This is a genomic window from Paraburkholderia piptadeniae (genome assembly GCF_900007165.1).
In the GTDB taxonomy this organism is placed as follows: domain Bacteria; phylum Pseudomonadota; class Gammaproteobacteria; order Burkholderiales; family Burkholderiaceae; genus Paraburkholderia; species Paraburkholderia piptadeniae.
The window spans coordinates 90,089-113,334 of record NZ_CYGY02000064.1 but is presented as its reverse complement, the minus strand read 5'-3'; the positions used below and the strand labels follow the sequence as shown (position 1 = coordinate 113,334).

The 23,246-nt window shown below is 66.1% G+C and carries 16 protein-coding genes and 1 pseudogene; 10 read left to right on the top strand and 7 right to left on the bottom strand.

What is annotated here, in order from left to right; translation table 11 throughout:
- Positions 1 to 69 precede the first annotated feature (69 nt).
- On the bottom strand, positions 70 to 1,173 hold the full coding sequence (locus BN2476_RS31180) for a cation diffusion facilitator family transporter (protein ID WP_087738042.1): 1,104 nt from the start codon (positions 1,171 to 1,173) through the stop codon (positions 70 to 72).
- Positions 1,170 to 1,526 carry an ArsR/SmtB family transcription factor gene (locus tag BN2476_RS31175; RefSeq protein ID WP_087738087.1) on the bottom strand — a complete coding sequence of 119 codons (357 nt, stop codon included), beginning with the start codon at positions 1,524 to 1,526 and terminating at the stop codon, positions 1,170 to 1,172. The genes BN2476_RS31180 and BN2476_RS31175 overlap by 4 nt, the downstream gene beginning before the upstream one ends.
- Positions 1,527 to 1,654: 128 nt before the next feature.
- Here BN2476_RS31175 and BN2476_RS31170 point away from each other — a divergent pair, with 128 nt between their 5' ends.
- Complete coding sequence (locus BN2476_RS31170; RefSeq protein WP_087738041.1) at positions 1,655 to 3,502, top strand: tetratricopeptide repeat protein; 1,848 nt, start codon at positions 1,655 to 1,657, stop codon at positions 3,500 to 3,502.
- Between the two features lie 106 nt (positions 3,503 to 3,608).
- Here the strand turns inward: BN2476_RS31170 and BN2476_RS31165 are convergent.
- A pseudogene (locus BN2476_RS31165) lies at positions 3,609 to 4,910 on the bottom strand (MFS transporter).
- 439 nt (positions 4,911 to 5,349) lie between these two features.
- On the opposite strand from BN2476_RS31165, the gene BN2476_RS31160 reads away from it, so the two are divergent.
- Both BN2476_RS31160 and BN2476_RS31155 read left to right on the top strand, forming a co-directional pair.
- On the top strand, positions 5,350 to 5,907 hold the full coding sequence (locus tag BN2476_RS31160; RefSeq protein ID WP_087738040.1) for a GNAT family N-acetyltransferase: 558 nt from the start codon (positions 5,350 to 5,352) through the stop codon (positions 5,905 to 5,907).
- A 173-nt stretch (positions 5,908 to 6,080) separates the two neighbouring features.
- Positions 6,081 to 7,235, top strand: a complete 1,155-nt coding sequence (locus BN2476_RS31155) for a hypothetical protein (RefSeq protein ID WP_235851035.1) — start codon at positions 6,081 to 6,083, stop codon at positions 7,233 to 7,235.
- A 149-nt stretch (positions 7,236 to 7,384) separates the two neighbouring features.
- On the opposite strand, the gene BN2476_RS31150 is transcribed toward BN2476_RS31155, so the two are convergent.
- The 3 genes from BN2476_RS31150 to BN2476_RS31140 form a co-directional block, all read right to left on the bottom strand.
- A complete protein-coding gene (locus BN2476_RS31150) occupies positions 7,385 to 8,131 on the bottom strand; it encodes a DUF2968 domain-containing protein (protein ID WP_087738039.1) in 747 nt (248 codons plus the stop codon).
- Positions 8,132 to 8,397: 266 nt separating this feature from the next.
- Positions 8,398 to 9,753 (bottom strand): gamma-glutamyl-gamma-aminobutyrate hydrolase family protein, encoded by a 1,356-nt coding sequence (locus tag BN2476_RS31145; protein ID WP_087738038.1) that lies wholly within the window; start codon positions 9,751 to 9,753, stop codon positions 8,398 to 8,400.
- A 183-nt stretch (positions 9,754 to 9,936) separates the two neighbouring features.
- Complete coding sequence (locus BN2476_RS31140) at positions 9,937 to 11,694, bottom strand: cation:proton antiporter (RefSeq protein ID WP_087738037.1); 1,758 nt, start codon at positions 11,692 to 11,694, stop codon at positions 9,937 to 9,939.
- Between the two features lie 170 nt (positions 11,695 to 11,864).
- Between BN2476_RS31140 and BN2476_RS31135 the strand changes: the two genes are divergently transcribed.
- From BN2476_RS31135 to guaD, 7 genes are all read left to right on the top strand, one after another.
- The gene (locus BN2476_RS31135; RefSeq protein ID WP_087738036.1) at positions 11,865 to 13,253 is read left to right on the top strand and encodes an amidase; all 1,389 of its coding nucleotides are present in this window, start codon (positions 11,865 to 11,867) and stop codon (positions 13,251 to 13,253) included.
- Positions 13,254 to 13,363: 110 nt separating this feature from the next.
- Positions 13,364 to 13,870 carry a disulfide bond formation protein B gene (locus tag BN2476_RS31130; protein ID WP_087738035.1) on the top strand — a complete coding sequence of 169 codons (507 nt, stop codon included), beginning with the start codon at positions 13,364 to 13,366 and terminating at the stop codon, positions 13,868 to 13,870.
- 426 nt (positions 13,871 to 14,296) lie between these two features.
- Positions 14,297 to 15,844, top strand: a complete 1,548-nt coding sequence (gene xdhA, locus BN2476_RS31125) for a xanthine dehydrogenase small subunit (RefSeq protein WP_087738085.1) — start codon at positions 14,297 to 14,299, stop codon at positions 15,842 to 15,844.
- A complete protein-coding gene (gene xdhB / locus BN2476_RS31120; protein WP_087738034.1) occupies positions 15,841 to 18,270 on the top strand; it encodes a xanthine dehydrogenase molybdopterin binding subunit in 2,430 nt (809 codons plus the stop codon). Before xdhA ends, xdhB begins: the two co-directional genes overlap by 4 nt.
- A 100-nt stretch (positions 18,271 to 18,370) precedes the next feature.
- Positions 18,371 to 19,381, top strand: a complete 1,011-nt coding sequence (gene xdhC / locus BN2476_RS31115; protein WP_087738084.1) for a xanthine dehydrogenase accessory protein XdhC — start codon at positions 18,371 to 18,373, stop codon at positions 19,379 to 19,381.
- A gap of 130 nt (positions 19,382 to 19,511) precedes the next feature.
- On the top strand, positions 19,512 to 20,552 hold the full coding sequence (locus BN2476_RS31110) for an adenosine deaminase (RefSeq protein WP_087738033.1): 1,041 nt from the start codon (positions 19,512 to 19,514) through the stop codon (positions 20,550 to 20,552).
- A 28-nt stretch (positions 20,553 to 20,580) separates the two neighbouring features.
- The gene (gene guaD, locus BN2476_RS31105; RefSeq protein WP_087738032.1) at positions 20,581 to 21,918 is read left to right on the top strand and encodes a guanine deaminase; all 1,338 of its coding nucleotides are present in this window, start codon (positions 20,581 to 20,583) and stop codon (positions 21,916 to 21,918) included.
- A 70-nt stretch (positions 21,919 to 21,988) separates the two neighbouring features.
- Here the strand turns inward: guaD and BN2476_RS31100 are convergent, their stop codons facing one another.
- Complete coding sequence (locus tag BN2476_RS31100) at positions 21,989 to 23,236, bottom strand: NAD(P)/FAD-dependent oxidoreductase (RefSeq protein ID WP_087738031.1); 1,248 nt, start codon at positions 23,234 to 23,236, stop codon at positions 21,989 to 21,991.
- Positions 23,237 to 23,246: the final 10 nt, after the last annotated feature.

Genomic DNA, 23,246 nt, shown 5'->3' with positions numbered 1-23,246 from the left:
GCCGTGCATTTCGATCGCTGCGGCATCGCCGACGACGCGCCGCATCAAAGAAGCATGCAGCGCGAACGCTCAACGCCTACTGGGCACGTGATCGAGCGAACAGCGGTGATGCGTCGATCCGATGTCGACCTGCAGCGTCGCGTGATGCATGTCGAACTCGTCGCGCAGCGTGCAGACGATACCGTCGATCACGTTGTCGCCGGGATGCCCGTCCGGTATCACGAGGTGAGCGGACAGCGCGTTGCCCGTCGTCGAGATCGCCCACACATGCAGGTCGTGCACGTCGATCACGCCCGGCTGCGCGGCGAGGTAGTCGCGGATCTTCTGCACGTCGACGCCAGGTGGCACGGCATCGAGCGCGAGGCTCACGGAATCGCGCAGCAGGCCCCACGTGCCGTAGACGATCACCGCGACCACGACGATGCTCATCACCGGGTCGAGCCAGGTCCAGCCGGTGAAGAGAATCGCGAGACCGCTGATCGCGACTGCGGCGGACACCGCGGCGTCGGCCGCCATGTGCAGAAACGCGCCGCGGATGTTCAGGTCGTCTTCCTGGCCGCGCATGAAGAGCCACGCGGAGAAGCCGTTCACAACCATGCCGACGGCGGCGACGATGAACACATCGAGACCCGCGACGGGCGCGGGATGAATCAGACGCCCGACCGCTTCCGCGACGATCACGCCGCACGCGAACAGCAGCAATCCGGCATTGAGCAGGCTCGCGAGAATCGACGAGCCGCCGAGGCCGAACGTATAGCGCGCCGATGGCCGGCGCGTCGCGAGCCACGTCGCGCCCCACGCGAGCAAAAGGCCCAGCACGTCCGAGAGATTGTGGCCGGCATCGGCGAGCAGCGCGGTCGAGTTCGCGAGCACGCCATAGACCGCTTGCACGACGACGATGAACACGTTCAGCGCGACGGCGAGCGCAAACGCGCGGCCATGTCCCGCGACGGGCGCGTGGTGATGGTGATGATGGCCATGGCCGTGAAGATGCGCATGCGATGCGTTGCCGCCATCCGCGTGCGCATGGTCGTGATCGTGCTCGTGCTCGTGCGACGCGTGGTCATGGCCCGCGTGATCGCATGCGCCCGTGTGCGCGTGCGAGCCGGACGCCGGTTGATGCTTCGCCGCCGCGGTGTCGGAGTTGGTGTTGTTGTTGGTGTTGTATTTCATGTGTGGTCCTGCGCGAGATCGACGGCCGGTTCGCCGACTGAATCGTTGAGAGGTTCGGCGACGTGTTCGAGCATGTCCGCGAGCATTCCGCTGATGTGACGGTCAGCCGCCACGTAGAACACCTGCTTGCCCTGCCGCTCCGCGCGCACGATGCGCGCCGCGCGCAACAGCCGCAGATGATGGCTCACGAGCGAAGGCGACAGCTTCAACGACTCGGCGATCGCGCCCACCGCGCGGCGCTCGTCGACGCACGCGAGCACGATGCGCAGACGCGTCGGGTCGCCCAGCAGGCGGAACAGATCGGCGATCTGGACGACGCGGTCGTCGGCATTGAAAGAGACAACGGCTGACATGATTCGGACATACATATGAACACGTGTTCATATGTTATTGAGCAACACTCGCCGCGTCAAGTCGGAGGTGCGCGCGCCGAGTGTGGGAGAATGCGCGTTTTCCCGCATCACCCCACACCGCCTCCGTCATGCAACCCCTTTTCGATCGCGCGTACAGCGCGCATCGTGACGGCCGGCTCGACGACGCAGAGCGCGGCTATCGCGCGACGCTCGAACTCGATCCAGCTCACGTCGACGCGCTGCATCTGCTCGGCGTGCTGCGCCACCAGCAAGGCCAGCACGAAGAAGCGGCCGACCTCGTACGCCGCGCCGCCGATCTGCGCCCGCAGGACGCCGCGCTGCAGTTGAACCTCGGCAATGCGCTGAAGGCGCTCGGCCAGCTCGACAAGGCAATCGAACGGTTTCGCAACGCGCTGACCCTCGCACCCGCGTTCGCGATCGCGCACTACAACCTCGGCAACGCGTACGCGCTCGCCGGCCGTCACGAAGATGCCGTCGATGCCTTCCAGAAGTCCTTGCGGCTCCAGCCGACGGACGCGTCGTCACACGTCAATCTCGGCAATGCGCTGCATGCGCTCGGACGCCATCGCGAAGCCGTCGACTCGTTACGGCGCGCGCTCGAGCTGCGGCCGGGCCACGCGGGCGCGCACAACAACCTCGGCATGGCGCTCAATGCGCTCGGCTCGGCCGACGAGGCGATCGTGCATTTCCGCGCGGCGCTCAGGGCGGAACCCCGCTTCGTCGCCGCGCAGTTCAATCTCGGCAATACGCTCGACGCGACGGGCCGGCATCAGGAAGCCGTCCCCGCGTTCGAAGCCGCGCTCGCGCTCCAGCCGAATCTGCCGCCCGCGCTGTTCGGGCTCGGCAACGCGCTCGCCGCGCTCGGCCGTCACGAAGAGGCGCGACCGCGTTTCGAGCGCGCGGTCGGGCTCGACCCCACATTCACGCTCGCGTGGCTGAGCCTCGGCGCCGCGCATCATGCGCTCGGCGCGCACGAGGCGGCGATTCGCGCGTTCGATCAGGCGCTGCGTCTGCGGCCCGATCTCGCCATCGCGCATATGAATCGCGGCGTGACGCTGCTCACGCTCGGCAATTTCAAGCGTGGCCTGCCCGAATACGAATGGCGTCTGGAGAATGCGGCGCAATCGCCGAACGTGGCCGCGCTGCCGCGCTGGAACGGCGAGCCGATCGCCGGGCGCACGCTCTTCGTGCACGCGGAACAGGGCTTCGGCGACACGCTGCAGTTCGTGCGCTTCGTCGAGCTTGCCGCGCAGCGTGCCGCGCACGTCGTGCTCGAAGTGCAGCCGCAGCTCGTCTCGCTGCTTGCGCCCACCGCGCAGCAATGGCGCGTGACGTTGATCGCGCAAGGCGCGAAGCGCCCGCATGCCGACTTGCAGTGCCCGTTGTTGAGCCTGCCGCTCGCGCTCGGCACCGATTTCGACGCGATTCCGGCGCGCACGCCTTATCTGAATGCGCCCGCCATGTCGCGCCGCGCGTGGCGCGGTTCGCTCGGTGGGCACGCGAAGCGCAAGATCGGGCTCGCGTGGTCGGGACGCGCGCAGCGCCAGGATAACCGCGCGCTGCCGCTCGAGGCGCTCGAGCCGCTGTTCGCGCTCGACGGCATCGACTGGATCGTGCTGCAGCCCGCGCTCAGCGACGACGAGCGCTCCGCGCTCGACGAACATCCGCGCGCGAAGAACATCCATCGCTTCGATGCGCGCATCCACGATTTCGCGGACACTGCGGCGATCATCGAGCGGCTCGACGGCGTGGTGTCGGTCGATACGTCGATTGCGCATCTGACGGGCGCGCTCAACAGGCCGCTGTGGCTGATGCTGCCGTTCGCCGCCGACTGGCGCTGGTTCGTCGGCGACGCGCGCAGCCCGTGGTATCCGTCGGCGCGTCTCGTACGGCAGCCACGGCCGGGCGCGTGGGCCGACGTCGTCGAAGAGGTGGTTGCCGCGCTGCGCAGTTGAAGCTGAGTGCACGGCCTTGCTTCGCCGACGATCCAATGAAAACCCCCGCTACCGAGCGGGGGCTTTTGTTTTTTCGGCGACGCTGCCTGATGGGCCAAAAGCGCTTTTAAGCCGCCCGGTATTGATTGCGCGCTTCCGGCGTACGGTACAGCGCGAGCGTGGCGATCAGGCCGCAGACGGCCGCCACGCTCATCCACAGGCCGGGCGCCGCCTTGTTGCCCGTCGTATGAATCAGGTACGTCGCGATCGCGGGCGTGAAGCCGCCGATCGTCGTCGCGAGACTGTACGCCAGCGAGAAGCCCGCCGTGCGCACGTCCGACGGCATCACCTCCGTCAGAGCGACGACCATGCCGCCGTTGTAGCAGCCATACAGGAACGACAGCCACAGCTCGACCATCAGCAGGCGCGCGAACGACGGATCGGCGACGAGCCACTGCACGGCCGGATACGAGGTGAGAATCGTCAGGATCGTGAACGTCAGCAGCACCGGGCGACGGCCGATGCGGTCCGAAATCGCGCCCGATACGGGCAGCCAGATCAGGTTCGACACGCCGATGCAGACGGTCACGATCAGCGTATCGATCGCGGAGAGCTTCAGCACTTCCTTGCCGAAGGTCGGCGTGTACGCGGTGATCATGTAGAACGACACCGTCGTCATGATGACCATGCCCATGCCGCCGAGCACGATGCCCCAGTTCTGCGCCATCGAACGGAAGATTTCGCCGACGGTCGGACGATGCTTCTTCGTGAGGAATTCTTCCGTTTCCTTCAGCGAGCGGCGGATCAGGAACAGGAACGGCACGATCAGACAGCCGATCAGGAACGGCACGCGCCACCCCCACGCGGTCATCTGGTCAGCGGGCAGGAGACGGTTCAGGAACACGCCGATCAGCGCGGCGAACACGACGGCCACCTGCTGGCTGCCGGACTGCCACGAACAGTAGAAGCCCTTGTTGCCCTTCGTCGCGATCTCCGACAGATACACCGACACGCCGCCCAGTTCGACACCCGCCGAGAAGCCCTGCAACAGCCGCCCAAGCAGCACGAGCGCGGGCGCGAGCACGCCGATCGTCGCGTAACCCGGAATCGCGGCCACCGTCAGCGTGCCGAGCGCCATCAGCGACAGCGTGAGGATCAGGCCCTTGCGCCGGCCGTGATGATCGATGTAAGCGCCGAGGACGATCGCGCCCAGCGGACGCATCAGGAAGCCCGCGCCGAACACCGACAGCGACAGCATCAGCGAGGCGAACTCGTTGCCGCTCGGAAAATACGTCTTCGCGATCGCACCGGCGTAATAGCCCTAGACCATGAAGTCGTACATTTCCAGGAAGTTGCCGCTGACGACGCGGAATACGGTACGGGCCTTGGGTTCGCCCGTCGATGCGTGAGCACGGGATGCTGTTGCCATGTCGATCTCGGTATCGGGTATTGGCCCGCAACCTGCGCAAAGGCGGCACTGGGCAGTGGAAACGATCCGCACGGAAACATGGATGCCCGGATCGGGCGGCGGCAGAGGCACATGCGATTGGCCCGGGCACGGCGTTCACATGGGCGCGGTACGCTGATCCTGCGAATCACACCGATGTATCAGGGTAAACCTGTGATCTCGCTTACGAGATGCGCGAACCCCGACAATAACGTTACTGAGAACGTCGCGCAGCCAATACAATTTACTTACATTGGCGCACTTTCAGGAAAATTCTTTCGATGCAGCTATCGACGCTCCCGCGCTGCCAGATGACGCCGGAGGCTATGCGCCGTATCGTGAGTCTTGGCGAATTCGACCTGCTGAGTTCGTCCTGCTTTTGACCCGTCCAACCTGTCTGCTTCCCCCCGGTACCGCTGTAATGCCTGATCCTGCTTCGCCACCCGCTCTGTCGAGCCTCACGCTGCGACCCGCCACCGAGGCCGACTCCGATCTCATCGCCGCCATCCATAGCGCAAGCTGGCAAGCGACGTACCGCGGGCTGCTGCCCGATGAGTTTCTCGATGGCGAAGTCGTGCAAGAGCGCGCGTCCTACTGGCGCGCGCGGCTCTCGGCGCCCGGCGCCGACCGGCGCATCGTGCTGATCGCCGAGCGCGCCGGAGAGCCGATCGGCTTCATGTGCGTCGAGCGTCAGCCGGATTCGCCGTGGGGCGTGCTGCTCGACAACCTGCATGCGCTGCCCGCGCACCAGGGCGTCGGCGCGGGCAAGCTGCTGATGCGCGCCGCTCAGGACTGGGCGCGCGAACACGGAGAAGCACAGCTCTATCTCTATGTGCTCGAAGGCAACGCGCCCGCGATCGCGTTCTACGAGCGACAGGGCTGGCAGCTTTCAGGCGCGGAGCCCGATCATATGGGCGGTGTCGATATCACCGCATTGAGATACGTGTATCGGCTGGATCGCACTTCTGACTATCACTGATACCCGATCAGTTTTGGGAATTATCTGATCGATCGATCTGCATCCGCCTGCCACCATGCCGCGTCGAAGGCCCCGACGGGCAGCGTAGGCAGGATGCCGGTTCACACCTGATGTTGTCTGCCGCTTCGAGGCTCCAAGAACGCCAACAAAAACGAGGGAACGAGGCGAAGACCGTGTCGACACCACAATTCACTCTCATTGCCGGCGCCATGGCGATGCCGCGCCTCCGCCCTCTCGAGCTGGTCTCGCGCTCCATTGGCCGTGAATGGTCGCTGTTGCCGCCGAACATCAGCCTTCGAAAGGAACTGAAAGTCCTGTACACGGCGATGATGCGCACGTTCTGCCTGAACGCCGCCGCGATTCGCGCGATGTGCCGCTGGGACCCGCAGACCCTGCGCCGCCAGCCGGCCGCCCCGAGCGCGCCGGCTGTCGCACCCATCGGCAGTGCCATTCCGCTCGACTTGCGTCATCCGGCGCGCTCGTTCAAGCGCAAGAACCGTCAATGGAACACGATTGCGGGCGGTGCATGCGCGATCAGCGGCGCGGCCGTCATTGCGTGGCTCGTCGCGAGCCAGCAGCGGCAACCGCCGGCGCCAACGCTGGCAGCCGCGCCTGACGTGACGCTCAACGCCCGCGCAACGCATGTCGACGATGATGCCGCTACCTCCGAACATCGCCGCACCGGAAAAGTCGCGAGATCGACTGACGCGCGCGACACCTGGAATCGCGCTCGCGGCGATCTGAACGCACGCTCATCCGGGCAAACGGCGCCGCAGACAGCAGACACGCCGGACGCACCTACCGCGAACGCCGGGCGCTTCGACGTCGGCAACGGAGCCGCATCCGAACGCGCCTTCCCAGTTGCCCGGCGCGCCGTCGATACCAATGCGAGTGCGTCGCCGAGACACGCCACGGACCGGTCAGACACCGATCGATTCGCACGAGGCGCGAGCCGAAAGCATTCGACGAAGCGGGAGCGCGACGCCATTATCAACGCCGGCACGCACCGCGCTCCGCATCCGACATTCCGTTCGCTCGATGCCGAGCCGCGCTACAGTTGGCGGTCGCAGCCAGACGCAGGGCGTCACCCGACACACGGCACGCTGCATCGCACGCGTCCGCAGCCGTCGATGGCGGGCGCCTACTCGCCGTTCGCGCCGTCGCCGCGAGCCAACAGCGACTATGCTTCCGTCACCATGTCGGCGGGCATGCACGGCATTGCACCCGCCGCCATCGCGCGTGGACACGTCGATACGGACAGCACCGAGTGGATGAACCAGATATCGCAACGACGCGTCACCGAAATACCCGATCGCTTCTCGAAGTAGGACAGGTCAGCTAGCGCGCCCGTCAAACAAGACTCCGCGCCCACGCACAAAAGAACACCCCAAAAGCCGAACGCCAGCTTTTGGGGTGTTCTTTTATGGCAGAGCGCGACGCGCAGCGCGGCTTCACTTGAAGCCTGCCGAGGGCACCCTCAGCGCCCGCCAGGCAATCCCGCCTCCGCCTGACGCTGCAATTGCAGAACCTGCTGCTGCAACTGCCGCAATTGCGACTGCGCCTTTTCCTTTTCTTCGCGCAAGGCAAGCATTTCGTCCTGTGTTTGCCGCTGGTAGTCCGCGACCTTCGCTTCCTGGGCACGCGCCACCTGGATGTCCGCCTGCAAACGCTGCGCGCGTGCCTGCGACTCGCTGATCACGCGTTCTATCGACGCGTTCTGCGCCTGCAATTGCGTCCTGCGGATTTCGACTTCGGCAAGCTGCGCCGTCTGCCGCGCAAAGCCCGCATAAATGGCTTCGGCGCGCGCCTGATCGGACGTCCTGATGACGCGCCAGAAGCGCTTGTTCTGGAACAGCGCGATGTAGTACGTCATGTCCTGCGCGTAGAAGAACATCGATGCGCCGTAGCCGCCGTTATACGTCGTGCGCATTTCCGTGAGCGCGCCGTCGTGGATCAGTTGCATCAGATCGGCGACATCGCCCTGCACGCCGCCGCCCGCGCCCGAGTTCGCGTCGGAATTCGCTTCACTGGCCGGTTCGGCGACGGCGTCCGCATCGGTTTGCGCGTCAGACAACGCATCGGCCTGGGCGACTTTGGCAGCGCTCGCGCGAGCGACGTCAGGGTTCGACGCCGCCTTGCCCGCCGCCCACGCGATGCCGCCGTGCATGAGCGCGCAGGTAATCGCAAGCAATCCTATGCGGCGCAGATCCAAGGGGTACTTCATACGTCGATACTCCATGCGTATCCAGAAACAGCCTCGGATTATCGCGCGGATTTTGCCCTTTCTGACGCGCGGCTACAGGACTTTAAATCGAGATAAATGGACAACTAAGCAATCCGATGCGCAAACGCAAAAAATCGTAAAACACGCGCCGTATTTGTGAATTGAGCCCGGAAATCGAGACGACCGCCGCCACCAACCGCCGACGCAAAAAGAAACGCGGGCGTCACATCGGATGTGCGCCCGCGCATCGCCAGAAAGAGGAGAAATCAGAAGCGCGTTTCGCGCGCGACTCGCAAGAACGTATCGAGCAGCGGCGTGCAATCGAGCAGTTCCGGGCCGCCCGCGCGGTGGAACTCGGGGTGCCACTGCACGCCCATCACGAACGGTGCACGCCGGTAGCGCACGGCTTCGATGATGCCGTCCGACGCCGACACCGCTTCGATATTCAGATCGCGTCCCAACTGGTTGACCGCCTGGTGGTGGATCGAGTTGACGATTGCCTCGCGCCGTCCGGGGAACATGTTGACGAGTGTCGAGCCCTCCGGAAAGTGAACCGAGTGACGGTGCTGATCGTAATGTTCGTTGACGTGGACGCCCGCCGTCGGCACGTCGCTGGCGATGTCCTGATACAGCGTGCCGCCGAACGCGACATTGATCAGCTGGCAGCCGCGGCACACGCCCAGCACCGGCTTGCCTGACTCGATGAACTCGTGCAGCAGCTCCAGCTCGTACATGTCGCGCACGCGGTCGCCGGGCCATTCGGGCCGCGTCGCGACTTCGGCATAGGTTTGCGGCGACACGTCGGCGCCGCCTTGCAGCAGCAGGCCGTCCAGATGCTTCGCGTAGTCGCGCAGACGGATGTTGCTCGGGTGCAGCATGCCCTGATGGCCGACCGTCGGAATCATGAACACGAGCACGTCGCGCGACATCACCCAGTGCGCAATCGATTCTTCCAAGTACTGCAGCGTCTTGCCGCGCAGCCCCTTCGCGCCCGGCTCCGGATGGAATATCCGCGCCGACACGCCGATGCGCAGCGTTCGCTGCGTGATCCTGCGCCCCGCGCGGTCGAACAGCTGGCGCGCGCGCGCCGCCATGACCCGTCCGAAGACGGACCACGCCGAATCGCTGCGCTTCAGATACGCGGGCGGTCCCGGCGGAATGGCGGTGGCGGGCGGCGGATTGGCCGCGCTGAAATCCGGTGCCGAGCCGAAACCGGGCGGCGGCGAGCCACTGGGTTTCGCCGATGCGCCGAGCGTGCCGTCCGGCTCGCCGCCGACGCGCGCCGCCGCGGCGGCGCCCGCTGCGTCCGCCGTTCCCGCGGGCCTTCCCGCTTGCGCCGCTGCCCGCTCCGCGCTCGATACGACCGACTGCACGCGGGCCGCCGCTTCCTGCTGCGCGGTGGCCTCCGCGGCGCTTGCGCGCGCGTGCTCGGCCTCGTTGCGTCGCGTCGCGGGGGCGTCCCTGGGCGTCACGTTGGAGGCGCTTTCGGGGGAATCGGTGGAGGCCGCTTCTTTGGCGGGTGTGGGAGTCGGAGCCGGTGCGGGTTTCGGCGCGCCCGGCTGGCTCGCCGAAGGAGTGGGGGTGCCGGGGGCGCCGGCGTTATCGGAATTGTTTTCGCTCATGACTGTAGTCCAAACGCGTCCTGGCGCGCGAACAAATAGACACGAATCATTATCCGCCTCGCGCCTTGCGGCGGCAAACCAGCACACATTTCGTCACATCACGTCACAACATGCAACGTTGTGCGAACGTCCCCGATTGCATCCGCGCGACGCCATCATGCGCCACTTCGATGACGCTTTGCATCACGGGTCCGGCTGTTCGTCGAAGGTTTCGCGCAGCGCGATCTGCATGGTCGCGTGAATCCGCACGCACCAGCGCCAGAGCACCGCCAGCAGCAGCGCGGCAACCAGCAGCACGGCGACGAGCAGACCCGTCGGCGGCAGGATCGCGCTCGACAGCGCCGAGACGAGCAGGAACACGCCCAGCATCGAGACGACGGGCACGAGGTCCGAAATGGCGTAGCGGATCGCGCTCGTGAACCGCCCCGCCTTCGCCGGCTGCACGCTGATTTCGGCGAGCAGCAGCGCGAGCGACTTCGTCTTCCGGTAGACGGCGACGAGAAACGGCATCGAGACGACGAGCGCCGCGCTCCACAGCACGACGCGCTGCATCGGCTCGGACGGCAGCCATTCTGTGATGAAGCGGCTTCCATATGGCGCGCCGTACGATGCGCCCAGAAAAACGGCCGCGACGATGGCCAGATTGACCGCGATCTGCAGGATGATCCGCCGCGTGAGACCGAACACCGTCGGCCCGCCGGAGGCCGGCCGCAGGCTGCCGAGCCACTGTCCGTACATGGCGAACACGTTGGCGACGGTGGGCGGCATCGCGTGGCCCAGACGCCGCGTGAGGGGATCTGCGGCGCGGATCAGATACGGCGTGAAGAGCGTCGTCAGCGCGGACACGGCGACGGCGATCGGATAGAGAAACGCGCTCGTCACCTTAAGCGTAAGCCCGAGCGACGCGATGATGAACGAGAACTCGCCGATCTGCGACACCGTCATGCCGACGCGCATCGCCGTGCGCCCGTCCTTGCCCGCGAGAAAAGTGCCGAGGCCGCACGACATGATCTTGCCGGCGATCACCGCGATCGTGATCACCGCGATCGGCCATGCGTAGTCGACCAGCACGGCCGGATTCAGCATCAGCCCGATCGTCACGAAGAAGATTGCGGAAAACATATCGCGCAACGGCGCGATCAGATGCTCGATCCGATGTAGATGGCGCGACTCGGCCATGATCGCGCCGATCAGGAATGCGCCGAGCGCGATGCTGTAGTCCAGCTCGACGACCAGCAGGCAGAACGCGAAGCAGAAACCCAGCACGGAGACGAGCAGCATTTCGTCGCTCTGCGATTTCGCGACGTAGCTGAGCGCGCGCGGCACGACGAGTATCCCGACCACCAGCGACACCGTCATGAACAGCAGCAGCTTGCCCAGCGTGACGAGCGCGATGCCCGCCGACAGCTCGCCCGTCTGCGCGATGCCCGACAGCAGCACGAGCATCGCGATGCCGAGAATGTCCTCGACGATCAGAATGCCGAACACCAGTTGCGCGAAACTCTCGCGCTTCAGGCCCAGATCGGCGAGCGCCTTGACGATGATCGTGGTCGACGAAATCGCGAGAATCGCGCCGAGGAACAGCGAATCCATCGGGCTCCAGCCAAACGCGCTGCCGATCTCGTAGCCGATCCACAGCATCAGCACGATCTCCGATAGCGCCGCCACGATGGCCGTCGCGCCGACCTCGACCAGCTTGCGCAGGCTGAATTCGAGCCCCAGCGAGAACATCAGGAACACGACGCCAAGCTCGCCGAGCGTCTGGATGGTCTGTTCGTCGTGGATCAGCTGGAACGGCGGCGTGTACGGCCCGATGATCACGCCCGCCGCGATATAGCCGAGCACCACCGGCTGCTTCAGGCGATGGAACAGCACGGTGACGACGCCCGCGAGCGCCATCACGACTGCCAGATCCTGAATGAAGCCGATTCCGTGGTGCATGGGCCTTTCCTTACAAAAAGTAATACAGAGAGCGCGATGGTACCGCACGAACGGTGAAAGATGATGGTGGCGACGCGCGACGGAATGCATTGCGCACGATTGGCGCGTGTCCCGTCTGAAGCGTCACAATACGATTCCAGCCATCGTCAACCGTACCCGCCGCGCACGCCATGACCACTGCCACGTCCACCGATTTCACGCCCTTCCCGCCGCTTGCCCAGCTTGGCGCCGACCTCGCCGCCGGCCGCACCACGAGCCGCGCGCTCGTCGAAGCCGCGCTCGAACGCATCGCCGATCCCGCCGGCCAGGGCGCGGTCGTCTTCATGCACGTCGACGCCGACAACGCCCGCGCGACGGCCGACGCGCACGACCGCCTGCGCGCCGCCGGCACTGTGCTGTCGCCGCTGGCGGGCATTCCCGTGTCGGTGAAAGACCTGTTCGACATCGAAGGCCAGGTGACGCGCGCCGGCTCGACGGCACTGGCGGGCGCCGCGCCCGCCGCGTCGGATGCCCCCGCCGTCGCGCGGCTCAAACGTGCGGGCGCCGTGATCGTCGGCCGCACGAACATGAGTGAATTTGCGTTTTCCGGCCTCGGGCTGAATCCGCACTACGGCAATCCGCTGTCGCCGTACCGGCGCGGCGTGAAAGGCGACGAGCGGGTGTCGGGCGGATCGTCGTCGGGCGCAGCCGCGTCGGTGGCGGATGGCATGGCGGCCGTCGCGCTCGGCAGCGACACGGGCGGTTCGCTGCGCATCCCCGCCGCGCTGTGCGGCCTGACGGGCTTCAAGCCGACGGCCGACCGCGTGCCGAAGCAAGGCGGCGTGCCGCTCTCGCCAACCCTCGACGCGTTCGGTCCGATCGGCGTGACGGTCGCGTGCTGCGCGCTCGTCGACCGGATTCTCGCGGGGCTGGAACCCGTCGTCCCGGCCGCGCGACCGCTCGAAGGCGTGCGGCTCGGCGTGCTGAATCACTACGTGACGGACGGCATCGAGCCGGAAGTCGCGCAGGCCTATGACGCCGCGCTGAAGCACCTGGAAGCGGCGGGCGCGATCGTCAGCGACGTGCGCTTTGCGCCGCTCGACCGCCTCGCCGAGATCAACCGCTTCGGCTTTTCGCCGATCGAGGCGTACGCATGGCACAGGCCGCTACTCGAAGCGCATCGCGGCGACTACGATCCGCGCGTGCTCGCGCGCATCCTGAAGGGCGAGCCGGCGACGGCCGCCGACTATCTCGACCTGCTCGCCGAACGCGCGGCCGTGCTCGCCGAGGCGCGTCCGATGTGGCAGCGCTTCGATGCCATCGTTGCGCCGACGGCGCCCATCGTGCCGCCACGCGTCGCCGATCTCGTCGACGACGACGACGCGTTCTTCCGCGCCAACGGTCTGGTGCTGCGCAATCCGAGCGCGTTCAATTTTCTCGATGCGTGCGCGCTGTCGCTGCCTTGCCATCCGCGCGGCGATGCGCCCGTCGGGCTGATGCTGGCCGCCGCGCCGCACGCGGACGATGCGTTGCTGGGAATAGGACGTGCCGTCGAAGCAGTATTGAATTCGATCCGCTGACAGCCGTTGGCGACGGGCTCACCGCGGAGTTTTTTGCCCACCGGCAAGCGTCACGGCCTTCGGCTAGAATCGCGCGACGCCTTTTCGGAATCTCAACCGCTATAAGGATTATGGTCAACGATAACGTCACGCTGCGCCGCGAGCGCAGCCTCCTCGTTCTGCTCGGGCTCGTCTGTGTGGCGCTCGTCGGCGGGGCGCTTTATCTTCAGTTCGTCGAGCATGAAGACCCTTGCCCGCTGTGCATCATCCAGCGGTATTTCTATCTGCTGATCGCCGTGTTCGCTTTTATCGGCGCAACCATGCGCGGATGGCGCGGCGTGCGCGCGCTCGAAGCGCTGGCGCTGATCTCTGCGCTCGCCGGCGTGGCAACAGCCGCGCGGCATGTGTATGTGCAGTCGCACCCGAACTTCAGCTGCGGGTTTGATGCGCTGCAGCCGATCGTCGATGGGCTGCCTCCCGCGCGTTGGCTTCCGGGCGTGTTCAAGGTCGCCGGGCTGTGCGAGACGCCCTATCCGCCGATTCTTGGTCTCTCCCTGCCGCAGTGGTCGCTGGTTGGGTTCGCCGTCGCGTTCCTGGCTCTCGTGATAAGCCTGCGGCGGAACCGGCGGACACGCTGATTCCACTGGACAGCGCCGGAATGGTCGCGTGAGGGACTTTCCGGCGCAACGCTTCCTTTTCCGATCCGCCGAGGGGGGACCGTTCGCTTTCCTCCCCGCGGCGCGACGGCTCGTCTTCTCCTTCGGCGTAAACACCTGGCCCGCCGCCGTACGCCGCGTGCGCATCGCCTGATTCCTTGTCCGCCACGCGCAAAGCCCCGCCCATAAGGCTTCGCGCCCTTTTTCGTCACGCCCGCGCCCCACTCGCATCCTCAAAGCCGCGCCCTCATGACCGCTCCCGAATAACCCCCATTCGCGCCCGGAAATATTTTTGGGACAAAGTGGTGTTATGTTCGGTCATGGATGGCGATCTACGTGCGCGAGGCCGGCTACGGCGCGACCCCATGCGTAACGCGCGCCTGGTCCGCAATGTCTTCAGGATTCGCCGTGACAACGCAAACCATCCGTTTCTATCACCAGGGGACCGTCCGCGAAGTCGCCGACGCGCCCGCTTCGCGCACCGTGCTCCAGCATCTGCGCGACGACCTTCATTGCACAGGAACCAAGGAAGGCTGCGCGGAAGGCGATTGCGGCGCTTGCACGGTCGTCGTCGGTGAAGCCGATGCGCACGGAGAGCTTTCGCTCAAGGCCGTCAACGCGTGCATCCAGTTTCTTCCCACGCTAGACGGCCGTGCGCTCTTCACCGTCGAAGACCTGCGCGCCGCGAACGGCGCGTTGCACCCCGTCCAGCAGGCGATGGTCGATTGCCACGGCTCGCAGTGCGGGTTCTGCACGCCCGGCTTCGTGATGTCGATGTGGGCGCTGTACGAAAACCAGCCTGTAGGCGCAGGCCTGCCCACCCGCGACGAGATCAACACCGCCCTATCCGGCAATCTGTGCCGCTGCACCGGCTACCGGCCAATCGTCGAAGCGGCGCAGAAGATGTTCGACGAGCAGCAGTACCCGCGCGTCGCGCTCGACCGCGCCGCCGTCGTCAACGCGCTCCGTTCGATCCAGCGCGAAGAGACGTTCGAATACACCGCGCCCGACACGCGCGGCGCTTCGTTCGGCTCGCCGACCTTCTACGCTCCCGTCACGCTCGACGCCTTCGCGACGCTGCGCGCGCGGCATCCGCACGCACGGCTGCTCGCGGGCAGCACCGACGTCGGCCTGTGGGTCACGAAGCAGTTCCGCGACCTGGGCGACATCCTCTACATTGGCAACGTCGCCGAACTGAAGACGATCGAGAGCGACGCGCAGACGCTGACGATCGGCGCGGCCGCATCGCTCGAAGACGCCTATGCCGCGCTGACGGCCGACTACCCCGAACTCGCGGAGCTGTGGACGCGCTTCGCGTCGCTGCCGATCCGCAATGCGGGCACGCTCGGCGGCAACGTCGCGAACGGTTCGCCCATCGGCGATTCGATGCCCGCGCTGATCGCGCTCAACGCGCTCGTCGTGCTGCAACGCGAGCACAAGACGCGCACGCTGCCGCTCGATGCGTTCTACGTCGGCTATCAGAAGACCGCACTCGAACCGGGCGAATTCGTGGCCGCGATCCGCGTGCCGCGCCCCGCGCCGGATCTGCGCTTTCGGACCTACAAGGTGTCGAAGCGCTATGACCAGGACATCTCGGCCGTGTGCGCCGCATTTGCGCTGCACATCGTCGACGGCATCGTTGCCGATGCGCGCGTCGCGTTCGGCGGGATGGCCGCGACGCCGAAGCGCGCGCCGCATGCCGAAGCCGCGCTCAACGGCGCGCCTTGGGACGAAGCGGCGGCGCAACGCGCGATGGACGCGCTCGCCGCGGACTATCAGCCGCTCACCGACATGCGCGCGTCGGCAGCGTACCGGCTGAAGGTCGCGCGCAATCTGCTGTGGCGCTTCCATCTGGAAACGCGCGACGCCGCCCCGCTCGCGCTCCGCGACGTCAACGCATTCGCATTCGATGCAGGCGCGGGTCACGCCGCGTCCGCGCAGGAGCCGACGTCATGAACAAGCAGACGGATGCCTTCATTCATCATGCGACGCCAGCCGAAGATCAGACGGCGCAAGCCGCGATCGGCGTGCCGCTGCCGCACGAATCGGCGGCGCTGCACGTGAGCGGCGAAGCGACTTACACCGACGACATCCCCGAGCTTCAGCAGACGTTGCACGCGGCGCTCGGCCTGTCGCGGCACGCGCACGCGCGCATCGTCTCACTCGATCTCGATGCCGTGCGCGCCGCGCCCGGCGTCGTCGCCGTGCTGACGGCCGACGACATCCCCGGCGAAAACAATTGCGGCCCCGTGCTGCACGACGATCCGATTCTCGCGGACGGCGAAGTGCTGTATCTCGGGCAGCCCGTCTTTATCGTCGTCGCGCAAAACCATGAACTCGCGCGGCGCGCGGCGGCGCTCGCGAAGAGCGACGACGTGGTGCGCTACGAGCCGCTCGAAGCCGTGCTCACCGCCACCGAAGCGAAAGCGAAGAAACAGTACGTGCTGCCGCCGTTGCATCTGAAGCGTGGCACGCCCGCCGAGAAAATCGCCGGCGCGCCGCACCGGATCGCGGGCACGTACGAAGTCGGCGGGCAGGAGCAGTTCTATCTGGAAGGCCAGGTCGCGTATGCCGTGCCGAAGGAAATGGACGGCATGCTCGTCTATAGCTCGACGCAGCATCCGAGCGAGATGCAGCACGTCGTCGCGCACATGCTCGGCTGGCCGACGCATAACGTCGTGTGCGAATGCCGTCGGATGGGCGGCGGCTTCGGCGGCAAGGAATCGCAATCGGCGCTGTTTGCGTGCGCGGCATCGCTCGCCGCGCATCGGTTGCGCCGCCCGATCAAGCTGCGCGCCGATCGCGACGACGACTTCATGATCACCGGCAAGCGTCACGATGCCGTCTACGAGTACGAAGCCGGCTTCGACGACGACGGCCGCATTCTCGGCGCGCGCGTCGAGATCGCGCTGCGCGCGGGCTTTTCGGCGGATCTTTCCGGTGCCGTCGCGACGCGCGCCGTCTGCCACTTCGACAATGCGTACTACCTGTCGGATGTCGAGATCGTCGCGCTGCCATGCAAGACGAACACGCAGTCGAACACCGCGTTTCGCGGCTTCGGCGGGCCACAGGGCGCGCTCGTAATGGAAGTGATGATGGACGGCATCGCGCGCGAGCTGAAGCGCGATCCGCTCGACGTGCGCCGCGCGAATTTCTACGGCATCGGCGAGCGCAACGTCACGCCCTATGGCCAGACCGTCGAGGACAACATCATCGCGCCGCTGACGGATGACCTCGTCGAATCGAGCGACTACCACGCGAGGCGCGACGCGATCGCCGCGTTCAACGCGACGAGCCCGGTTCTCAAGCGCGGCATCGCCTATACGCCGGTGAAGTTCGGCATCTCGTTCAACGTGCCGTTCCTGAATCAGGCGGGCGCGCTCGTGCACGTCTACAAAGACGGCTCGGTGCTCGTGAATCACGGCGGCACCGAGATGGGCCAGGGCCTCAACACGAAGGTCGCGCAAGTCGTCGCGAACGAATTCGGCCTCCCGCTTGCGCGCGTGCGCGTGACGGCCACCGATACGTCGAAAGTGGCGAACACGTCGGCGACTGCCGCATCGACGGGCAGCGACCTGAACGGTAAAGCCGCCGAAGCCGCCGCGCGCACGATCCGCGAACGGCTTGCCGCGCTGGCCGCGAAAGAACTCGGCGGCAGCGCGGAAGACGTGACGTTCGCGAACGGCGCGGCGCACTCGAACGGCGCATCGATTCCGTTCGCGCAACTGGTCGGCGCGGCCTATCTCGCGCGCGTGCAGTTGTGGTCCGACGGCTTCTATGCGACGCCCAAAGTGCACTGGGACGCGAAGACGCTGACGGGCCATCCGTTCTACTACTTCGCGTATGGCGCGGCCGTCTCCGAAGTCGTGATCGACACGCTGACCGGCGAGTGGAAGCTCGTGCGCGTCGACGCGTTGCACGACGCCGGCCAGTCGATCAACCCGGGCATCGATCTCGGCCAGGTCGAAGGCGGCTTCATTCAGGGCATGGGCTGGCTCACGACGGAAGAGCTCTGGTGGAATCGCGATGGCCGCCTGATGACACACGCGCCGTCGACATACAAGATTCCCGCCGTCAGCGATACGCCCGCCGCGTTCAACGTGAAGCTGTACCGCAACGTCAACGCCGAGCCGACCGTGTTCCGCTCGAAGGCCGTCGGCGAGCCGCCGCTGTTGCTGCCGTTCTCGGTGTTTCTCGCGATCCGCGATGCTGTCGCCGCGACGGCACCCGATGCCGCGCATGCGCCCGTCCTGCGCGCGCCCGCGACGCCCGAGGCGATACTCGATGCGATCGACGCGCTGAAGCCCGCTGCAACGATCGCCACGACGGCCAGTCCAAAATCACCAGAGACCGCGCCCGCCGGCGCGGGCACGACGGCATAGCGAACACGCCGGAAAAAGCGCCACGCTGCACGACCGCGAGGCGCACGAACTCAACCGGCTGCGCGGCCATCCCGCGCGGCCTCGCATGGAGAACTGCCGGATGCACGCCTGGCTCACCGATCTGCAACAACTGCTCGCGCACGGCGACGCCGTCGTGCTCGTGACGGTCGCCCGCGCCGAAGGCTCCGCGCCGCGCGATGCCGGCACGAAGATGATCGTCACGCGCGATTCGGCGCGTCACACGATAGGCGGCGGGCACCTCGAATGGAAAGCGATCGAAAGCGCGCGCCAGGTGCTGCGCGACGGCATGCGCACGCCGAACATGCGGCGGCTCGAGCGTTTCGCGCTCGGCCCGAGCCTCGGCCAGTGCTGCGGCGGCGCGGTCGTGCTCGCGTTCGAGCGGCTCGACATCGGCGACCTGGGCTGGGTCACGTCGCTGGCGAAGCGCGTCGCGGCGGGCCAATCGGTGGTGCGTAGCGTATCATTCGGGCCCGCCGCCGATGCGGTGATGCTGTCCGATCCGGAGCCGGGCGTCGAAAGCGCCGATTGTCTGCTGTGGGACGGCGCGGGTTTCGACGACAGCAGCGCGTTGCTCACCGAAACCATCGCGCCGCGCGATTTTCCCGTCGTGCTGTTCGGCGCGGGGCACGTGGGCGCGGCGCTCGTGCGCGTGCTCGCGACGCTGCCCTGCCATGTGCGCTGGGTCGACGAACGCGACGCGCAGTTCCCGCCGCCCGACACGCTGGGCGCGCCGAACGTGGTGATCGACGCGAACGACGCGCCCGACGAAGCCGTCGACAAGGCCGCGCCCAGCACGTACTTCATCGTGATGACGCACAACCATGCGCGCGACCTCGATCTCGCCGAGCGCATCCTGCGGCGCGGCGACTTTGCGTTCTTCGGCATGATCGGCTCGCATACGAAGCGCAAGCAGTTCGAGCACCGGCTCGCCGCGCGCGGTTTCGACCCTGCGCTCGTCGCGCGAATGAAGTGCCCGCTCGGCGTGGACGGCATCGTCGACAAGTCGCCGGAAATCATCGCGATTTCAGCGGCGGCGCAACTGCTGCAAGCCGTCGAGGCCAATGCGGCGCGCGCGGCGCAGACGGTCTGAACGCGACAGGCACAAGCGAGCGCGGCAACGAACACGGCAAGCAAGCATCGAAGACCTTTGCGAAACGCGACGCCTGACCAGCCATCGGGCGTTGCAGCTTTACATCGATAACTCGAATCATTGACCGACCATGACGACAACCACACTTTCTCCGCTGGCTCACAAGACGAAGCACGCGCCGAAGGCCGAGCTGCACATTCATATCGAAGGCTCGCTCGAACCGGAGCTGATCTTCAGGCTCGCCGAACGCAACGGCGTGAAGCTCGCGTATGGATCGATCGAAGCGCTGCGTGCCGCGTACGCGTTCACCGATCTGCAATCGTTTCTGGACATCTACTATGCAGGCGCAAGCGTGCTGCTGAAGGAAGAGGACTTCTACGACATGACGATGGCCTACGTCGAGCGCGCGCTCGCGGACAACGTCGTGCACACGGAAATCTTCTTCGATCCGCAGACGCACACCGAGCGCGGCGTGCCGATTGCGACCGTCGTCGCGGGCATCGAGCGCGCGCTGGCCGATGCCGAGCAGCGCGGCCTCACGAGCAAGCTGATCCTGTGTTTCCTGCGCCATCTGTCCGAGGACGATGCGCTCGCGACGTTCGACGCCGCGCTGCCCTTGTTCGATCAGTACGAACACAGGCTGATCGGCGTCGGTCTCGATTCGTCGGAGCGCGGCCATCCGCCGTCGAAGTTCGAGCGCGTGTTCGCGAAGGCCCGCGCAAAAGGCCTGAAGCTCGTCGCACATGCAGGCGAAGAAGGCCCGCCGTCGTACATCTACGAAGCACTCGATCTGCTCAAGGTGGACCGCGTCGATCACGGCGTGCGCAGCATCGAAGACCCGGCGCTTGTCACGCGCCTTGCCGACACGCGCGTCGCGCTCACTGTCTGCCCGCTTTCGAACCTGAAGCTGTGCGTGTTCGACGACCTGACCAAACACACGCTGAAGGCGCTGCTCGACGAGGGCGTGGCCGTCACCGTGAATTCCGACGACCCCGCCTACTTCGGCGGCTACGTCAACGAAAACTACCTCGCGACGATCGAAGCCCTCAAGCTCGGCGACGACGAGGTGTACACGATCATCCGCAACGGCTTCGAGGCATCGTTCGTGACGCCCGCGGAGCGCGACGCGATGATCGCCAGACTCGATGCGCACTGGCGCGCATCAGCATGATTCATACAGATCGGAGACGGTTTCACTCATGACTCAAACGGCTTATCGCGCGCAACTGCTGACGTTCAACGGCGATCCTGCGCAATCGTCCAACGCGGCCATCTTCAACGAAGACGGACTTCTGATCGTCGAAGACGGACATGTCGTCGCGGCGGGCGCGTATGCGTCCGTTGCGTCACAACTCGCGCCCGGAACGCAAGTGGTCGAGATGCGCGACAAGCTGATCGTCCCCGGTTTCATCGATACGCACATTCATTTCCCGCAGACGGACATGATCGCGTCGCCGGCGCCGGGGCTGTTGCCGTGGCTCGACACGTACACGTTCCCGACCGAGCGCGGTTTCAGCGATCCCGCCGTCGCCCAGGACACGGCGCGCTTTTTCATCGACGAGCTGCTCGCGTGCGGCACGACAACGGCACTCGTCTACTGCACGGTGCACAAGCAGTCGGCCGATGCCCTCTTTACGGAAGCGCAAGCACGCAACGTGCGGATGATCGGCGGCAAGGTGCTGATGGACCGCAACTGCCCCGAGTTCCTGCGCGACACCGCGCAATCGGGCTACGACGACAGCGCCGAGCTGATCGCGCGCTGGCACAACCGCGGGCGTCAGATGTACGCGCTCACGCCGCGTTTCGCGCCGACCTCGACGGAAGCGCAACTCGAAGCGACGGGCGCGCTCGCGAAGCTGCATCCCGATGTGTTCATCCAGAGCCACGTCGCGGAGAACCACGACGAAGTGAAGTGGGTCGCGAGACTGTTCCCGGGTCATCGCAGCTACCTCGACATCTACGATCACTACGGACTGCTGCGCCCGCGCGCCGTCTATGGGCACTGCATTCACCTCGATGCCGAAGACCGCCGTCGCATGGCCGAAACGCGCACGGTCGCATCGCACTGCCCGACGTCGAACCTGTTCCTCGGCAGCGGTCTGTTCGATTTCGACAAGGCGGCCGAATCGCGGATGCCCATCGCGCTCGCGACGGATGTCGGAGGCGGCACGTCGTTCTCGATGCTGCAGACGATGAACGAAGCGCACAAGGTCGCGCGCCTGGGCGGCCATCATCTGACAGCGACGCGCATGTTCTGGCTCGCGACGGCGGGCGCAGCGGAAGCGCTCGACCTCGGCGACCAGATCGGCACGCTCAAGCCGAAGTCGGAAGCGGACTTCATCGTGCTCGACCCGAAGGCGACGCCGCTGCTCGCGCGGCGCACCGCGCGCACGGAAACGCTCGAAGAACTGCTGTTCGCGTTCGCGCTGCTCGGCGACGATCGCGCCGTGTACGAGACCTATGCGGCGGGCCAGCGCGTGCATCGGCGCGACGACGCACGCCAGCATGCGGCGGGAAAGGCGCGCATCGCCGCATAAGGAATTTCGGCGAGCCGTATCGCTGAAGTGGAAACGGCGCTTCGTGGCTTCACGAAGCGCCGTTCGTCATTTACGCCTGCTGCCTGCAAAGCTCATGCAGCGCATTCAGCCTGCGAGCCGGGTCCGCGACATAGGGATTCGTCTCGTCCCATGCATAACCCGCGAGCACCGCGCTGATCATGCGCCGGATCGAAGGCGTCTGGTCGCGATAGAAGATGATGTCCTGCAACTCGCCCGTGTACCAGCGCTCGACGAATGCGCGGAACGCATCGATGCCCTTTCTCAGCGGCATGTCGTACGCCTGTCGCCAGTCGACCGCTTCGCCGTTCAATTGACGCTCTAGCGTCTTCACGGCCAGATGCGCGGAACGCAGCGCGATCGTCACGCCCGACGAGAACACAGGGTCCAGGAACTCGCCCGCATTGCCGAGCAGCGCGAAGCCCGGTCCATGCAGCCGCTCGACATTCGCCGAATAGCCGCCGATATGTCGCACGGGCATCAGGAACGGCGCGTTGCCGATCAAGCGGTTCAACGTCGGCTCGCTCTGGATCAGCGTGCGCAGCTTCGCCTCGCGCTGCGCTTCCGGCACATCGAGAAACGACGCCTCCGCGACGCAGCCCACCGACGATCGGCCATTCGCCAACGGAATCATCCAGTACCACACGTCGCGATGGTCGGGATGCACGGCCACCGTGATCTTGTTGCGATCGTGCGCGTCGACGGGGATGCCGTCGCGCACGTGCGTGAAGATCGCGGCGCGCGTCGGCATGCGCGTCGGCGCTTCGAGATTCAACAGACGCGGCAGCACGCGACCGAATCCGCTCGCATCGAGCACGAAGCGCGCGTGCACTTCGTAGCGGTTGCCCGCTTCGTCGGTCACGTCGAGCACGGGCGCGTCGCCCGTCTTCATCGCGAGCACCGTGTGGCCGAAGCGCACGTCGGCGCCCTGCTGCGCCGCGCAGCGGATCAGCAGATCGTCGAACACGGCACGCTCAACCTGATACGTCGTGCCCCAGCCGATCGAATGCTTGTCGCGGAAGTCGTAGGCCGAACTCTGTTCGCGGTACACGAACTGCGCGCCGTTTTTGTACTGGAAGCCCGCTTCGACGACCGCCTGCAACATGCCCGCTTCTTCGAGGTACGCCATGCTCTGCGGCAACAGGCTCTCGCCAATCGAGAAGCGCGGAAAGTGCTGGCGTTCCAGCACGAGCACCGAGCGCCCCGTCTTGCGCAGCAGCGCCGCGGCGACGGCGCCCGACGGCCCTGCTCCGATGATGGCCACATCCACGGCGGCGTTCAGCGACGAATCCGTATTCATCAATCTTCCT

What these genes read in the sequence shown, in the direction of transcription:
- BN2476_RS31100 (WP_087738031.1), bottom strand. Translation starts at nt 23,236, where the DNA reads ATGAATACGGATTCGTCGCTGAACGCCGCCGTGGATGTGGCCATCATC.
- BN2476_RS31180 (WP_087738042.1), bottom strand. Translation starts at nt 1,173, where the DNA reads ATGAAATACAACACCAACAACAACACCAACTCCGACACCGCGGCGGCG.
- guaD (WP_087738032.1), top strand. Translation starts at nt 20,581, where the DNA reads ATGACTCAAACGGCTTATCGCGCGCAACTGCTGACGTTCAACGGCGAT.
- xdhB (WP_087738034.1), top strand. Translation starts at nt 15,841, where the DNA reads ATGAACAAGCAGACGGATGCCTTCATTCATCATGCGACGCCAGCCGAA.
- BN2476_RS31135 (WP_087738036.1), top strand. Translation starts at nt 11,865, where the DNA reads ATGACCACTGCCACGTCCACCGATTTCACGCCCTTCCCGCCGCTTGCC.
- xdhC (WP_087738084.1), top strand. Translation starts at nt 18,371, where the DNA reads ATGCACGCCTGGCTCACCGATCTGCAACAACTGCTCGCGCACGGCGAC.
- BN2476_RS31175 (WP_087738087.1), bottom strand. Translation starts at nt 1,526, where the DNA reads ATGTCAGCCGTTGTCTCTTTCAATGCCGACGACCGCGTCGTCCAGATC.
- BN2476_RS31150 (WP_087738039.1), bottom strand. Translation starts at nt 8,131, where the DNA reads ATGAAGTACCCCTTGGATCTGCGCCGCATAGGATTGCTTGCGATTACC.
- BN2476_RS31145 (WP_087738038.1), bottom strand. Translation starts at nt 9,753, where the DNA reads ATGAGCGAAAACAATTCCGATAACGCCGGCGCCCCCGGCACCCCCACT.
- BN2476_RS31170 (WP_087738041.1), top strand. Translation starts at nt 1,655, where the DNA reads ATGCAACCCCTTTTCGATCGCGCGTACAGCGCGCATCGTGACGGCCGG.
- BN2476_RS31160 (WP_087738040.1), top strand. Translation starts at nt 5,350, where the DNA reads ATGCCTGATCCTGCTTCGCCACCCGCTCTGTCGAGCCTCACGCTGCGA.
- BN2476_RS31140 (WP_087738037.1), bottom strand. Translation starts at nt 11,694, where the DNA reads ATGCACCACGGAATCGGCTTCATTCAGGATCTGGCAGTCGTGATGGCG.
- BN2476_RS31130 (WP_087738035.1), top strand. Translation starts at nt 13,364, where the DNA reads ATGGTCAACGATAACGTCACGCTGCGCCGCGAGCGCAGCCTCCTCGTT.
- BN2476_RS31110 (WP_087738033.1), top strand. Translation starts at nt 19,512, where the DNA reads ATGACGACAACCACACTTTCTCCGCTGGCTCACAAGACGAAGCACGCG.